20 protein-coding genes are annotated in these 15,134 nt (G+C 36.6%); 8 read left to right on the top strand and 12 right to left on the bottom strand.

The features are described from left to right. Window positions 1-102: 102 nt before the first annotated feature. From L3081_RS24100 to tnpA, 9 genes are all read right to left on the bottom strand, one after another. Window positions 103-516 (bottom strand): hypothetical protein, encoded by a 414-nt coding sequence (locus tag L3081_RS24100; protein ID WP_242288934.1) that lies wholly within the window; start codon window positions 514-516, stop codon window positions 103-105. After that, on the bottom strand, window positions 516-1,280 hold the full coding sequence (locus L3081_RS24095; RefSeq protein WP_242288933.1) for an HDOD domain-containing protein: 765 nt from the start codon (window positions 1,278-1,280) through the stop codon (window positions 516-518). The genes L3081_RS24100 and L3081_RS24095 overlap by 1 nt, the downstream gene beginning before the upstream one ends. A 15-nt stretch (window positions 1,281-1,295) precedes the next feature. Then, window positions 1,296-2,438, bottom strand: coding sequence for a TraG/VirB4 family ATPase (locus tag L3081_RS24090; RefSeq protein WP_242288931.1), 1,143 nt, complete (start codon window positions 2,436-2,438; stop codon window positions 1,296-1,298). Continuing rightward, window positions 2,413-3,831, bottom strand: coding sequence for a TraC family protein (locus tag L3081_RS24085; RefSeq protein WP_242288929.1), 1,419 nt, complete (start codon window positions 3,829-3,831; stop codon window positions 2,413-2,415). The genes L3081_RS24090 and L3081_RS24085 overlap by 26 nt, the downstream gene beginning before the upstream one ends. 35 nt (window positions 3,832-3,866) lie before the next feature. Then, window positions 3,867-4,538, bottom strand: coding sequence for a TraV family lipoprotein (locus L3081_RS24080; protein WP_242288927.1), 672 nt, complete (start codon window positions 4,536-4,538; stop codon window positions 3,867-3,869). Between the two features lie 9 nt (window positions 4,539-4,547). Further along, window positions 4,548-4,817, bottom strand: coding sequence for a thioredoxin domain-containing protein (locus L3081_RS24075; RefSeq protein ID WP_242288925.1), 270 nt, complete (start codon window positions 4,815-4,817; stop codon window positions 4,548-4,550). 80 nt (window positions 4,818-4,897) lie between these two features. Further along, window positions 4,898-5,338, bottom strand: coding sequence for a disulfide isomerase DsbC N-terminal domain-containing protein (locus tag L3081_RS24070; RefSeq protein ID WP_242288923.1), 441 nt, complete (start codon window positions 5,336-5,338; stop codon window positions 4,898-4,900). A gap of 2 nt (window positions 5,339-5,340) precedes the next feature. Beyond that, the gene (locus L3081_RS24065; RefSeq protein WP_242288921.1) at window positions 5,341-6,087 is read right to left on the bottom strand and encodes a DsbC family protein; all 747 of its coding nucleotides are present in this window, start codon (window positions 6,085-6,087) and stop codon (window positions 5,341-5,343) included. Between the two features lie 161 nt (window positions 6,088-6,248). After that, window positions 6,249-6,653 carry an IS200/IS605 family transposase gene (tnpA, locus tag L3081_RS24060; protein ID WP_242289486.1) on the bottom strand — a complete coding sequence of 135 codons (405 nt, stop codon included), beginning with the start codon at window positions 6,651-6,653 and terminating at the stop codon, window positions 6,249-6,251. Between the two features lie 81 nt (window positions 6,654-6,734). Here tnpA and L3081_RS24055 point away from each other — a divergent pair, with 81 nt between their 5' ends. Next, a complete protein-coding gene (locus tag L3081_RS24055) occupies window positions 6,735-7,907 on the top strand; it encodes a transposase (protein WP_242288919.1) in 1,173 nt (390 codons plus the stop codon). Between the two features lie 36 nt (window positions 7,908-7,943). On the opposite strand, the gene L3081_RS24050 is transcribed toward L3081_RS24055, so the two are convergent. Genes L3081_RS24050 through L3081_RS24040 form a run of 3 tightly spaced genes read right to left on the bottom strand, consistent with a single transcriptional unit; the run spans window position 7,944 to window position 9,422 of the window. Beyond that, window positions 7,944-8,552 (bottom strand): hypothetical protein, encoded by a 609-nt coding sequence (locus tag L3081_RS24050; RefSeq protein WP_242288917.1) that lies wholly within the window; start codon window positions 8,550-8,552, stop codon window positions 7,944-7,946. A 46-nt stretch (window positions 8,553-8,598) separates the two neighbouring features. After that, window positions 8,599-9,087, bottom strand: coding sequence for a hypothetical protein (locus tag L3081_RS24045; RefSeq protein ID WP_242288915.1), 489 nt, complete (start codon window positions 9,085-9,087; stop codon window positions 8,599-8,601). Window positions 9,088-9,137: 50 nt separating this feature from the next. After that, window positions 9,138-9,422, bottom strand: a complete 285-nt coding sequence (locus tag L3081_RS24040; protein ID WP_242288913.1) for a hypothetical protein — start codon at window positions 9,420-9,422, stop codon at window positions 9,138-9,140. A 1,270-nt stretch (window positions 9,423-10,692) separates the two neighbouring features. Between L3081_RS24040 and L3081_RS24035 the strand changes: the two genes are divergently transcribed. The 7 genes from L3081_RS24035 (at window position 10,693) to orn (ending at window position 15,116) form a co-directional block, all read left to right on the top strand. After that, window positions 10,693-11,055 carry a hypothetical protein gene (locus L3081_RS24035; RefSeq protein ID WP_242288911.1) on the top strand — a complete coding sequence of 121 codons (363 nt, stop codon included), beginning with the start codon at window positions 10,693-10,695 and terminating at the stop codon, window positions 11,053-11,055. A 62-nt stretch (window positions 11,056-11,117) separates the two neighbouring features. Beyond that, on the top strand, window positions 11,118-11,807 hold the full coding sequence (locus L3081_RS24030; protein WP_242288909.1) for an HNH endonuclease family protein: 690 nt from the start codon (window positions 11,118-11,120) through the stop codon (window positions 11,805-11,807). A 178-nt stretch (window positions 11,808-11,985) separates the two neighbouring features. Continuing rightward, the gene (locus L3081_RS24025; protein ID WP_242288907.1) at window positions 11,986-13,368 is read left to right on the top strand and encodes a hypothetical protein; all 1,383 of its coding nucleotides are present in this window, start codon (window positions 11,986-11,988) and stop codon (window positions 13,366-13,368) included. Between the two features lie 76 nt (window positions 13,369-13,444). Next, on the top strand, window positions 13,445-13,762 hold the full coding sequence (locus L3081_RS24020; protein ID WP_242288905.1) for a hypothetical protein: 318 nt from the start codon (window positions 13,445-13,447) through the stop codon (window positions 13,760-13,762). Window positions 13,763-13,881: 119 nt separating this feature from the next. Continuing rightward, a complete protein-coding gene (locus tag L3081_RS24015; RefSeq protein WP_242288903.1) occupies window positions 13,882-14,085 on the top strand; it encodes a hypothetical protein in 204 nt (67 codons plus the stop codon). A 190-nt stretch (window positions 14,086-14,275) separates the two neighbouring features. Further along, window positions 14,276-14,509 carry a hypothetical protein gene (locus tag L3081_RS24010; RefSeq protein ID WP_242288901.1) on the top strand — a complete coding sequence of 78 codons (234 nt, stop codon included), beginning with the start codon at window positions 14,276-14,278 and terminating at the stop codon, window positions 14,507-14,509. A gap of 10 nt (window positions 14,510-14,519) precedes the next feature. Next, on the top strand, window positions 14,520-15,116 hold the full coding sequence (orn, locus tag L3081_RS24005; RefSeq protein WP_242288898.1) for an oligoribonuclease: 597 nt from the start codon (window positions 14,520-14,522) through the stop codon (window positions 15,114-15,116). Window positions 15,117-15,134: the final 18 nt, after the last annotated feature.

Here is a 15,134-nt window from a genome sequence, read left to right as displayed (position 1 = left end):
TTTTGTTGTCTGATGATACATTGTTGTTATGTTTGAATGCGAGTTGTAATGTTTTTTGGGTAAAAATAAATTCATTTACTATCATTATAATTGATTGAACCGTCACACCACCACCAATCCCATTAATTTGTCCACACCTAAATACGTTTCTTTCTCGCCTTTAGGTGTGTAGGCAGTAAATTTAACGTCAACATTATCGCGGTTTAATGCGTTAATATCTTTAAAAGTTAGTAAACCCTTTTCGCAAATTCTCGTTAATAATACAAATTTATCTGAAGCCATTTCTTCAGACCATCTCGGATTGATTGATTTGATCACTACTCGATGCTCTTTGTTAAGGTTGAATACGATGTATGGGTTTCCTCTATTATTTATTAATAATTCGCTTGTCGCGTTGAACTGTGGTGCTATTAGTTCAAATAAAGAAAGCAACTCATTAGGAGTCACAAACTCAATCAGTGCGGTACTTTTTAAACTCCCATAATTATCTTGATAGAGTAATCTTTGTGATTGCATTACTTTAATTTTCCTTTCAAAAACTTTTTCTGTTTAATTCGATGTCGTTGAATGACAATGTATCCATTGTACCTTTTAAAAAACCCCATCCGACGCGCCGCCAGTACAGATACATCATTAACACTTTCGCTTTCTATTTTCTCAATAAACTGTATTAATTGAAAGCTAGCATTAGCGGTTATTAACACGGCTTGTGCAGCAATAGCACTATTTTCAAGCACAACCTCACGGATATTTTTATTATTTTCTAAACCCATTGAATCTGCTGCAATTATTTTTGCAAACACACCAAGAGAATATAATATAGCAAGATTTAATGCTTGTTCTGCATCCGATCTTTTTCCAGTTAACTTCATGGCTACATTATAACTCAATGCGCCGGCAGTTAGCGCTTGTTCCAGTGCTTTGTCCATGTAATCCCTCCAGTTTTTGTTGGATACCACTCGTTTTAATATACTAGCCTGATACACCTTTAAAGCCGAATCTATACCGACAAGACCAATTCGTATCATCGCTTGTTTTACCGTAATTTTCTTTAATGATGCACCATTAACAATGGTACAGTTAGCTAATTTTATTACAGCAACCGATAACCCTGGATCTGACTCTACAATAGTAATTATTTTATGAAGAGAAGGGGATGTTCTATTTAATTCCGCTATTACCTCCCTGATTTTTTTATGTTTAGAAACACCGAACGACGTTCCTGCCACATGCAACCTTCTGATTTCCATCAAAAGTTCACCATATAAACTTATTTCCACGTGTTATTCCTGTATTTATCCAGTTACAAGCCTTTCCTTTTCTAATAATGCATCTATCGCTTGGCTTAGGGACATTCCTTGATTTATAAACTCTTGTCTTGCAGCCTTCTCAATAGGATTTGTTGTAAGTATTAATTGTAACCTCCTGTCTGTATAGAGCCTGCACACTTGTTTTTGTCCTTCATAACGCACGAATACTTCTGAAAATGCCTCATTACTTACTCCAGGTTGAGGTTTTACGGTTCTTAGTGAACGTAGTAAACTAAAATCTCCTTTGTCACCACTATAAGCTTTTTCATCTTCTAACTGGCTCACCGCTTCTTGGTTTTGTTTCATCAACAACAACCAAGCCGAGTTAGCGATAATTGCACGACCCGCAGATGAACTGTACGCATCCATAACACTCTGAGTAACAAGCGCTCCGGCCGCGTTATACTTACGAAAACGTCGCCAACCGGTTTCTAAGAATTCAGCAAAGAAGTCCATCATCGATACACCGCTACCGTCTTCTTTTAAATACTGCCAACCTTCATCAAGAATAAACATTTTTCGTCTATCTGTTCCTGATAAATACATAGCATGTTGAATACCCATCACAAGTGACATCAATACCGTTACTTGTAAATGTATATCCGACTTGAGCTCTTCAAGCTCACAAACCACTAGTCTGCCATTGAAATCAACGGGGGGGTATTTATCACTGAAAAAATCACCGTAAATACCACCTTCGCAAAATGGACGCAATTGGCGACCAATGTTTTGCATTTCGATAATAGAATGATCTAAACATAATTGAGAAAACTGAGTGATTGTTGACTTTTTGCCGTTAGCATCCCACAAAGCTGATAATACAGCTAAAATTTCAGCATTTTGTAAATCACTAATCCCTCCCGATGGACTTGCCATTGTTTTTATCAAGGTTCGTAGCATATTGGCTTGCCCTTCTTTACCATAAAAATCATCGATGGATGGAAAAGGGTTAAGCGAATATTTAAAGTCACGCCCAAATACGAGGAATTGAGATTCTTCATATTGTGACGCTAAACCTTCATAAGAGCGTCCAACATCAATAATAAACACTTGAGAGCCGTCATTTGGCTTAACTTTTTCTCTGTCTGCAACATCTACCTTTTTAATGCCCGAACCCAAAGATTGCATTAGTTAAATAACCCGTAAAAAAACTCTTACCCGCACCCGAAGTAGCCGCACAATAAATATTGTAGTTCGTTTCCGATTCAAAAAAGTCTAGGTTAACGACCTGACCTAATCTTGATGCCATCATGAATGTCGGATACGCGGAGTTTCCCTTCCACGAAGCCATGTGCGGCGTAAAAAAGGCACCAACCTTACTTGTTGCATCATTAAAACGTGATGATAACTTAACGTAGTTATTATCCATACCGAACGGCAACCCGCCAAGTACAAATGGAAGTGTAAAATAATTATCTTGTACTATCTTTACGTTTTTTCTTGAATAAGTGCCTTTTATTTTTTCTGCAAAAGCTTCCGCTTCAGCTTCATTACGATTAAACGTTAAAACCTGTAAAGAATACTTGATTATTTTAGAACTTTCTTGATCTATCTCACGATTAATCGCATCATAATCTTTTTTTTGAAATCTTAGCTTATCAAGGTATTGTATAATTGGTCCGCGTGCTTGGTTTGTGATAAAACTCTTTCTACCAAGCACTTCACGTTTAGCTTTTACTTGATCAGGGTAAACAACATTAAATGTAAGCATGAAATGTTCAAAAAGCCCTGTATGACCAAGTTCCCAATCACCTACCAAATTTAACATTTGGCCGTACATCATTTGCTCTGGCATGTCAGTGATTGACATTGATTTGATAAATTGAGCTTCATCACCATGCACATCTTTGACTGATAATCCGTTGTGCTTAACTTCAACACACTTACCTACATCTAAAACCATTTCTCTCAGAGGTTTGTTAACAAATGCTTTATCTTGATGATGAGCTTTATTTTCCCAACTACTTTCACCGTACATATTCATCAATACATTCATACGTCGCTTGTAATCAAATTCATTTGCTCGTACAGGACTAAATGAGGTCAACATCGAATGAACTGTTCTCATTGATTCGTTAAATTTAGCGATTTCTTTTGATGAAGGTACGGTTTTTTTTATATCAAATTTTACGGTAAACCAAAATTCAAAATTTCTAAAACGAAAGCCACTTTCATTAATACTTTCCTTTGCACCTTTACGATAGAAGTCATGAATTGAATCAGCCATTGTATCGCACTGTTCTTCATCTTTATTCATCATGCGATTACCACGTACAACATTGTAACCATATAGGTTGTTTTCTATGTCAGGCATTGAGACTAAGCTTGCTTGAATAGTGGTATTCTTTGGGAAATCACTTTTGTACAAGTTATTAAGGGCATTTCGTATTTCATCATTACATCCCGCTGTAGGTGAACAAACAAACATAGCACCGATAGCAGGTCCATCTAATATAAATATTTTTTCTTCATCCCAGTATTCAACAACAGGAAGAAGCTCTGAAAATTTATCATTTGACATTAAGTTTACTATCTTATTTTTAGGTGTTCTCATACTTATTGCCCCGCAACTTCAAGAGGTGATACGCCTCTTTTTTTATGTTTTCTATCACGAATAGTTTGTTGGCTTTCCTTACGCATTTGCAATGGGACTACACGGGTAGGGCGCAAGTTTGCATCTTCACCGTATTTCCATGTTTTTGGTTGAACATCGACATAGATATATCCGGGTAAATTCAAGAAGCCACTGTTATCTTTCCATGCTGTGACCATGACTCGCATTGCTTTGGGTTCAGTCATAACCGCAAGTGCTTCCGGCGCTAATGGCTCACCGTTATTTGGCCAAGCCATAAAGCCATCTCTATTTTCATTGTCAAAGCGGGTTTGCGGGATTACTTTGGCTGATTGGTAACTATTAGAAGAGTGTTGTTCTTTGGTTCTAGCTTCATACACATTGTTATCGCTTGAAGTTGTAGCACTAACTGTTTTAGCCGAACCTGAAGATATCATTTTCTCGCCAGATTTTTGCGAGTTAAGTTCTTCTTGCGTCAACTCTTCAAGACTTTCACGATTATTTGTCAATTCGTAAATGTCTCTAGGGCCAAGACAAACGCCACCTTTTTTAAGCGAACCACAAGTAAATTCTTCTTTTCCTATGGGCTGTAAAGCACAACCACTCAGCGCAAATAAGGCAACCGAAGCTAACAATACTAATTTACTAATATTCATAATTATTCCTTACGGCTGTGCAAGCCATTTATCAAATTTTACAGGGAAGCCAGATATTTTTAGGCCATCTTCTCTAATAATGTGAGGAAGATTCGTTATTTGAAAAATTTCCGTCAACATAGTTGCCACCACTATTTTTTCAATGTCACAATCTTCTTTTAAATCATTTGTAGCTTTATCGGTGCCATAAGCCAAATCAAGCAAAGCACCTTTACGGTCTTTAGCACACCAAAGACGGTTTGACCTATTTTTTGCAGATTCACCACCGACAAGTGGCATTAAAATAACTGTCCAATTGTATTTTTCAGGAGTACTTAAAAGATGTTGAATGAATTTTTCAGTATAAGTTGATGTTGGATCTACAAAAGCAACACCTTGCCTTGGAAGTGCTTTGGGTTGCCCACCTGAAATGTTGCTAGCTGTTCTTCAGGCTCAAATCCTATATTGGATACTGGTGTTCTTTGCACTTGCACAGCACTTGCTAGATCGGTAATTGTTTTTCTGTGCCAAACATCAGTTAATTTTCCCTGAAATACAAACCTACCGTCAGAGGAAACAATATAAGTACCTTGTTCAGCTTCTACGAAAAACAGTTTTTTCATTGGTAACTCTTGAATTCCAAGTATGGCCCCTTTTCGTGTTAAATTATTTCTAATCGATTCACGAAACGCCTTCGCATCAGTGGGTTCACTTTGCACAGCTTTAATTAAGTCGTTAGGTAACACAGATTCATGCTTTTCTTCAGCTAAAGCCATCACAGAAGATGCACATACCATAAGCGCTAATAGTGCCTTTTTCATGATTACCCCTTAATCTCATTTAATTTTTTAAGTAAGGCTTGTCTTTGAGCATAACCACCCATCACCGATTTACCATCCATAGCGTAAACGGCAGGAGTACCACGAACACCTAATGCTGAACCTAATTCATAATGTTCTTTAATTGAGTTGTCACACGCTTGAGGTGCAACGTCAGTGCCACGCATCACCATATCCATTGTTGATGTCGGGTTATTACTACATACAACATTCATCATGCTGTTATAGGTAGGAGTGAAAGTTTCACCATTGGCAGAGGATTTTGATATGCCGTTTCTAGGATACATTGCGTAGTGAACCGTGATACCCGCCGCATTATATTGAGACATTTCATTGTGCATTTTACGGCAATAACCACATGTAGTATCAAAGAATACCAATACTTCATGTTTTTCATTTGGTGCCTTGTATGTCACAAATGAACTGCGTAGTTTGTCTATATCAACAGAGGCAATTTCAGCTTTACGTTCGCTAGTTATATTTCTTAAACCTGGCTTAAATTCATGGATTGAACCCGAAAACAAATATTCACCATCTTTGGTTGTGTAGAAAATACCTTTTCCTGTCACAACTTCATAAAGACCATCAACTACACTGTCAGTTACCGATTGCACTGCGAAAGGAGTGATTGTTTGCAGTTTTTTACTGATATTTGATTTATTAATTTCATCAGCAGCAACACCAAAAGATAAGGCAGCAGCCATGATTGTAGTAACAAGAGTTTTGTTCATTTTAATTCACCATTTTTGAAAGTTACGGTGATTTTATGATGTTTTACTGGAGTGAGGATTTGTTAGAGAGGCTTAATTTTGCCCTCTAACAAAAGTTAGCAATTTAGCCGTAAACCCTCGCCCAATCGGACGGGGATATAAGGCGTAGATATACTCGTTATTTACTCAGGTGTTGATTGACTGTCCACATAAGTTTTTAATGTCTCGATTGTTGCGCCACCCGCAGTACAGGCAAAGTATGAGCGTGACCATAAAGCAGCGCTTTTACTTTGCCTTGTCAGGTGCGTGTTTTGCAGCCGTAAAAGTCTTGATGATACTGATTTAAGGTTGTTAACCATCACGCTGATTGATAATTTTGGCGGGTAGGCTACCAGTAAATGAACATGATCGGCTTCACCATCCATTTCTATCAGTTCACATTCAAGCTTAACACAAGCAGACTCAAAAGCTGCCCTTAACTGATTAATCATAATACCTGTAAACAGCTTTCGCCTGTATTTGGTTGTAAACACCAGATGTACTACCAGTTTACTTACACTATGACGTTTTTTGAGATAGCCATTCAACGCTTTTTTACTGTGCTCACTCACTTTACAATCCCCACTTCAAGTTATATAGTTAAGTAATCATATACAAGAGCACTGAAAATGTTAAGCGCAATTAAAGTCCGACTTTACCCCACGTTAACACAAGCTGAGTTTTTAAACGCTCAATTTGGTGCTGTGCGTTTTGCGTATAATAAAGCGTTACATATTAAGTCTCATGCGTATCGAAAACACGCCGTTAATTTAAACCCTAAAAAGGATTTAAAACCACTGCCGGCTATTGCCAAGAAATCCAGAAAATATGCTTGGTTAAAGCAATATGATTCCATTGCTTTGCAGCAATCGGTAATTCATTTGCATCAAGCGTTTGATAACTTCTTTAACCCGAAATTAAGGGCTAAATTCCCACAATTTAAACGCAGACATGGAAAACAGTCGAGCTACCATTGTGTTGGCGTAAAGGTGCTTGATAGCGCCATCAAACTACCTAAAATGGAACCCATTAAAGCCAATATCCACCGAGACATTATCGGTAAAATAAAAAGCATTACGGTGAGCTTAACTAAAACAGGTAAATATTACGCCGCTATTTTGGTTGATAACGGTGTTGAACAACCCGAACCACTTCAAACGATTGACAAGGTAACAGGCATTGACTTGGGGTTAACACATTTTGCCATCCAATCAAACGGTAAAAAGGAAGCGAACCCGCGTTTTATCAAACGCGCACAAAACAACTTGAGGCGCAAGCAGCGTCAATTATCACGTAAAGCTAAACGCAGTAAAAACCGTGCAAAAGCACGCTTGATTGTGGCTAAGTGCCATGAAAAGGTAGCTAATGCCCGTGCTGATTTTCAACATAAACTCTCTCGAACAATCATTGACGAAAACCAAGCGGTTATTGTCGAGACACTAAAATCAGCAAATATGATGAAAAACCGTAAATTGGCCAAACACATTGCTGATGCCTCGTGGCACAGTTTTGTTTTAAAACTGGCTTATAAAGCCAAAGCAAGCGGTAAGCACTTGGTTAAAATAGATCAATGGTTTGCTAGCTCGAAAATGTGCCATTGTTGCGGTGACAAAGTAAATGATATGCTTTTATCAGTTCGACGTTGGGATTGCCCTTCGTGTGGTGCTGTGGATATAGACAGGGATGTTAACGCAGCCCTTAATATTCGTGACAAGGGCATATTGGATTTAAAAGCGAGTGGACAAGTCGTTACTGCTTGTGGAGGCTTGCGTCAATCTCAATACTATCGAGTTGCGGCCTAAGAAACAAGAAGCATCGCCCTAAAGGGCGGTGAGAAGTCACGTGCTTGTACGTTTTTTATCAACTGTATGCTTACCGCCAGTTGAGAATATTACATCTAATTGTTTCTTAAAAAATTCATCTGATACAAACAGTGGTGTCTTTTTAAGTTCTTCTATGCGTTTTCTACACATCGTTATTTCAGCAACATTTAATCTAATAGCCGTTGTTTCGTATTGAATTGAGTTTATTTGTTTGTGAAAAGGCGTAATGTTTATTGTTTTAACAAGGAAATAGCCAACTAATGAATAGGCTAGGCCAATACTAATTTTTCTGCGTTTTGTTATTTTTATGTCGTGAGCATACAATAAAGTATCTTTGTTAGTGATAGCTTTGAGGTAAACTTGTTTTGCTGTTCTTATCAACTCTACATCTTCAAGATAAGGTTGCCATCTTGTTAGAAACTTATCCAATAAAACTGCACCGTGAATATATCCTGGCACAGCAAGCATCGTCATTAGATAGTTGTTGAGCGTCCATAATACACCCGCGCTTTTCCCTTTAAGCATTGATTTATCGCGCTTAAACATAGGGAGTGTGGTGAAAGGCTCTTTTCTATTTTTATCATTTATATTAGTAATGATAAAGTCAGGTAAGCTTATTGTCACATACCGAGAACTCTCTTTACTTTTATCTGTTGAATATTCACTTTGCTCACCGGCCTATACGAAACCACCTTAATCTAGCTTTGGTGAAAACACTACCAGACTCGCTAACAAAACCAAGGCGTGACATTAGCCATAACGCGCTTTGGCTACTAGATATCGAATATTCAGTTGATGATATTCTCAATATTTTATTGTAAATTAAACTTCTTCCATTACCAGAATCATGCCAACCAAAGTCACGGGCTATGTTGGCCAGATCGAAAGTAAACTTGTTTTCAATCACCCAACTTTTATCTTCACACTCTTCTAGCTTTTCATTGATCATTGAGTAAATATAATCTACCAATAAGAGATCGTCAGCAATTACAATGCTTGAGTTTTTCAATGAAGTGGCTTCAACCTCTAGCACCCCATCTTGTTCATCAATCGTCCTGCCTTTTACAATAAAATTAGCCTTGATAACATCAGCTTTGATTTTATCTGTGAGCCTCACGCAACGACCAATATAGTTTGATATGACTTGAATTGTACCCATCTTTTCTATGGCTTCTGTCGATATTAATTGCCAATCTTCTTTATTGGATTTTAGGTAGGTACCACTTCTTTTTTTGCAGAATTTTGCGGGTTCGCATTCGTTGGGTAATTTATCTCATAACCAACATTGGAATCATTTAACAACCGTAATAAACCAATTTCTTGATATTTTTTCAGCTTGTTTTTTTTGCTGTTTCTATCGTAGTTAAAGACTCTGCCTGTAGTAAAATCAGGATTATCAAACCCTTTTAGCGCGTCTATTACATCATAAATATCAACGGCCACGCCTTGCTTACTGTTTACCGTTGTTGTTTTTTGTGGGGCGATATTAACCATCACCGACTCCCAAATTAACAAATCACTTTTTCTCAAAAGCTTTTTTTCAACCAAGGACTTAATTATTTCCAAGAGAGCATTTGAGCTATAATCTTTTCGCAAGAATACTAAGGTGTTGTTCTTTGACTTTGTGTTGGTAGTGTCAGCAGTCATTTTTTTTAGCTCAGTGAATTGATGGATGTCATTGTAATCACTTTTTTTAAATTCGCAACAAAGCGAAAATCTTCTATTTATTCAATCTCTAAGTTATTAACTTTTAGATCTTTTGATCTTGATTTTAAAGATCTTAATACTTTCTATACGCGTATCTCATTGTTTTACATGATTATTATATTGAAAAAATGTCGGTTATTACGAAAACTGACCTAAAAACTGCCAGTTATTACGAAAAAATTGTCAGTTATTACGAAAAATTTAGCCTTGAAATTGTCAGTTATTACGAAAAAAATGGTCCTTTTTTAAGTTATGCACAGCTAATACATGGTTATGCACATATTGTTACCAACTGGGGGGTTATTACGAAAACTTATAAATCAAATAACAGCTTCATCGTAACCAACTGTTTTAAATGCAATTGATTTACTTGAGCTTCTTTTTTGTTACTTTGATCGAAGTAGGGTGCTTTGGTGGGATCGTAAAAACACGTTTTCGTAATAACTGACAATTGATAAATTATATTATTACAATTCAATGAGTTAACGTTTTTATTAAAAATAACAAAAAAAAGATCTTTTTTTAATGAACAGATCCTTTTTATATGAGTTGTTCGTTTTTTAAACAACCCTGTGATTTCCTACACTGGGTAATGTTGTTTCTTTTGCAAGTTTTTCTAAAAGATACTGTTTTTGCAATGAGCGTGTTTTCGTGCAATATGATATTTTCTAATTTTACCCTTTAAATTCATAGGATTGCAGGCTTGTGTTTCGAACAATCATAAGCCGTATGTTATTGCTGTATGTTATTTGGGTCTTATGTTCTTTAGTTCGTATGTTATTGCTGCAAGTTATTTGGTTATTTCAAAAGAGGATTAAAAGTATCAAAAAAAAGTTATTTACTTTTTTGTATTCAATTATTTTCCTTATTTTCCTTATTTTCCTTGTTTTAATAATAATTAGATAACGTTTTTATACTTCTCTAATATCTCGCTTGATAATTTGCTCAGGTAAAATAGCATTCACTGGTTTGTAGTCCTTATTGTATTTATCTGTATAGTTGATTCATGAGGGCGCTTATCTATCTATACCTTATTATTTATGTAAAAGGAGGCTCAATGCCAAAATCAATGCTTAACGTAAAGACGCTCTATAACGATAAAGAGTTAACAATTGAGTGTGCTAACCTACTCGGCCTAGCTATATGCGAAGCGAGAAGCAAAAACGAAGTTGTGATACTCAAAGACTCGGGTGAAGTATTTGACCCAATTGGCAACGTTAAAGATTGGGGTATATTAATCAACGCTATGCTTGTTAATGGATTTGATTTGGCACTTGATCATGATGGTATCATTGTGAACTCCCCGGAAGGTATGCTGACATTTAATGATAAAAGTGTTGGTAGACGATTAACCAGATCATTCGTTGAGTTACATTCTAAAAAGCAAATTCAAAAAGAAGTTTATTATGCTAACAATTAAAACGACACTGATCAGTAGTTTGCTAATTAGCATAACATTATTTTCTAGTGTTTCTCTTTCCTATGAAGTTAGGCGCAGCCGTCTTTGGTTTATGCCACGACAAAAGTTCTCATTCATTTAGTATGATGAAACACTACGATAAGTACGCTTCATTAGAGTCGTGTTTGTCTGTGCCAGGCTCACGAGTGCCTAAGCACATGGCTAACGCGTCTAATGTTGAATTATCATCTACTAGAGCAATACAGTCATTCAGCAATAAATCTTATAATCGACATAACTGGAAGCATTGGAATGAGGGGCAAAACCCTAATGATTGTATTAACACTAGACACGAAACTCTTGTTAGGCAAGCAGTGCCCAGGACTGTCACTATGAGTCGTGATGGTTGCTTTGTTTCTACGGGTAAGTGGCTTGATGATTATTCTGGTGATTTGTATGTCAATCCAAGAGATCTCGATATTGACCACATAGTTCCACTGAATTACGCTTACAAACATGGTGGTGCTAACTGGTCTAAATCAAAGAAAGAACTATTTGCAAACGATCCGATAAACTTAATTGCTGTTAGCGCTTCTTTAAATAGAGAAAAGTCGGCAAAAGGTCCTGCTAACTGGTTACCACCTAATCATAGTTATAGATGTCAATATCTTGCTCGATGGCAACAAGTGTTAATAAAATACCCATCTATCGTAATGAATTCTGCTGAACAACGAACAGTAAGAAAAATGGCGCAAGCTTGCATTAGTAAATAATTTCGAAATCGGCTTGCCTCCCGTGTCAATAGTGCTTCGCACATACAAGGCAAGCACTTTTTACATATATGGTTGTATAATTCTTTAAAGCAAAATGATTTTTTAATGTTTTTGGGAGGTCAATCACTGACATAGTTTAATGCTATGTATTAATTTCCTTTTTAAAAGGTAGGAAAACATGAGTAACAAGAAAATAATTGAAATCGGCGTCAAGTATATAGCTAAACACACTGATCAAATCCAAATAGAACTTGCCTCTCAAGCATGTGAAAAGGAACTTTACCAATCACTTGATGATACAGGTATAGAGTTTTTGATTTACTCTGTGTCACCGACTGATTATGAGTTCAGTGTGGTTTACCCTGAAGGGATAGTTATTCATTCATTGTCCGACGATGATGATAAGCGCTTTAATTCTCGAAGCGATGGTTATACCTCACTTGTATTATTTCGTCGTATTGGAACACGCATTTGCATACGTCTGGATGAGCACACAACACTCAAAGATTTTTCTCGTTTTGCTAAAAACCCAATCATTTTTCAGTACGAAGAAGAAAATAAGTTTAGACTTTCAAGTGAGCAATGTTGGAAATTTTATCGCGGAGAAGAATACCGACAAACTATTATGACTCAACCAAACACTGTCCCTGACAGCTTAACCGCTCTAATGGGGGTGGTTGATTGTGATGATCCAGAAAGCGCACTAGATATTAAACGCTTAAAAGGCCAAGCGAATTACGCAAAGTTTAGAATAGAAGAATTTATGAAAAACCCCATGTCCTCTCAGCTTAGAGACACATTACATTCATATTTGCATACCATTGGCTATTTCATTGGTAACTTACAACAAGCCAAAGTGAGAACCAGGAGAAAGCCGGTACTTGAAGATTTACGTAAAGACTATCTGATAGATCATCTTAGTCAGCTTATATCGAGTAAAGAAATGAGTATGCTTAATCAAAAGGCAACCGAAAGTGCGGTAAAACGTATAAAAGAGCTTTACCCTGATACTGCGAATGAAATTTCATCTGTGTCCTCTGATTCTATTATGAAACAGCTTGTAAAATACCCCTTTCATAAAGATATTTCTATAATTTTTGACTCTAAAGTACAAACAAACATTCCAATGAACCCGTGTTCAAAATGCCAAGGCCGATCACAAATAAAACCTATCAAGCATAATAACAATTCAACACGATGGACTGTCGAGTGTGTTAAGTGTGAGAATGCACTGGAGCGGAGTAATTGGCAAGCAAGAGGTCATGGCGCAGTCGCTATTTGGAATAAAAACAACCCATGCGATAACAGTACTCTTAACAAAGTCCCTTTTTTAGAGCTTGATGGTTTAACGAGACAAGAAGTTAAAGAAAAGCTTGCTGCTATGAATAAATATGCTGATATTAAAGGTGAACATATAAAAGCACTTGAACGCGAATCTACTCCCTCACAGCGCGTATGGTTGAATAAGCAAAAAGGGCAATTGGCATATTTATCGAATTTACTCATTCATGGTCGTGCCGTACTTAGTCACCAGAATTTTTTAACGAGTGGGCATGATTGATTCATTTTAGTTTATGGCTATATTGAGCCACCGATATAACATGGCAACAACTTAACTAATTTATAAGAATATAATTATGTCAAAAAACAATTCAAATACTATCGTCGATCTACTTGCCGGCATCCTCTCTGAAACAAGTACAGCTAAAATGAATGATGATCCGCTTGCATACTTTGCTTTTCGTGGGGCTTTGTTTGACTTATCTAAAGCTTATGAATTAGCGAATTTGGTGGTTAAAAAGTCGGTTGATGTGGGTCAATCTCAAACACCAGAAAATCATCAAACTGCAATAGAGCTTCAAGAAGAATTAAAGTTACTTGCAGACAAATATCTTGTTAGAAAACTACCCGCAAATATGAAGAACTCACACGAAACGCCGTCCGTATACCATTAATCTCCTATCTGCGCCTACTTTATAAAAAATTAGGCGCAGTTTATTGGGTTGTCTAATGGGCCTATCTTTTTATCAGTCGTTGTATATTATGCGAAAATATTTAAACAATAGATGTGATTATGGCATCACTAAACAAACAAAAAAGAGATGCGTTTTACGCTATCATTCGTAAAAATAAATACGGGAATATTGATTCTATTCACTACCAATGCAGCATTATAGGAATTTCTGTTAGTAGAGAAAAACTTGTTAAATATACTAAAAAACTTAAAAAAGAAGATGCAACCAGTATGCGTAATAGTGCAATACTACGCCAAAGATAAAATAAAAATCCTGCTAAGTCAGATCCGCACGAAAGAGAGCTTATTACTCAAAGAATTAAATGATATCAATCTCAAACTTAATAGAAAGCAACAATTTTAAACTTGGTTGTCGCTGAAACCATATATTGAGATGATATAACTAAATTTAGGTAGATAACTCATAATTAATTAACAGAGAGTGACAGATATTATGACTGAAAAAACAGTTAATAACGAAACACAAACATCATATAGCTTGACCAAGGCGCAAGCAAGAACCGTCTTTAATGCGCTAAACAACTTGTCAGGCGTGGTAGACAAACAACTAAAAGAAAATGCGGCTGCTGAGGGTAAGTGGAATAATTACCTAGAAAGTCAACGTAGATCGTTAATCAAAAGGCGCGACGAAGTTAGTGAATTAAAAAAGCTTTTTGACAAAAGGTAAAGGGCAAAGCATGGAAAATCATTTAATATTTATTGACTTGGAAACAGGTGGCTTAAACGGGCGGTTGCTTAATGGTGAGCTTGGTAGTGAGTATCTACCTATTTTTGAGGTCGCTGTCATAGTCACTGACACTGAGCTTAATGAAGTGGGTACGTTTCATTATGTTATTAGCCAAAATGATGACATGCTCAATCGTTGTGATCATTACGCCCGAGATATGCACGAAAAAACGGGGTTATTACAGCGAGTCATTGATCAAAGAAAAATTGTAAACAGCGATTTGTCGAGCATCGAAGATAAGTTAATTACGGATTTGTCATCAATCGGGGTTCAGCAATACAACCGTAAGGCAAAATCAGGCGGTATTGTTTGTGGCTCGTCCGTGTCGTTTGATAGAAGTTTTATGATGGCGCAAACACCTAAACTTAACGACTATTTTCATTACCGTCAAATAGACGTATCAAGCTTGGCTTTGGTGTGTAGAATGTGGAAGCCTGAACTTGAAGAACAAGCAATAGCGCATAAAAAACTGGAACATAAAGCACTACCTGATATTCGAGAAACCATTGCAGAATTACGTGTTTATAAAGAGTTTTTGTTTAAGTAGGGGGGTAAGTAACTATTT

The organism is Colwellia maritima, from assembly GCF_022669015.1.
GTDB classification, from domain to species: Bacteria; Pseudomonadota; Gammaproteobacteria; order Enterobacterales; family Alteromonadaceae; genus Colwellia; species Colwellia maritima.
This window is presented reverse-complemented; position numbering and strand designations above follow the sequence as displayed.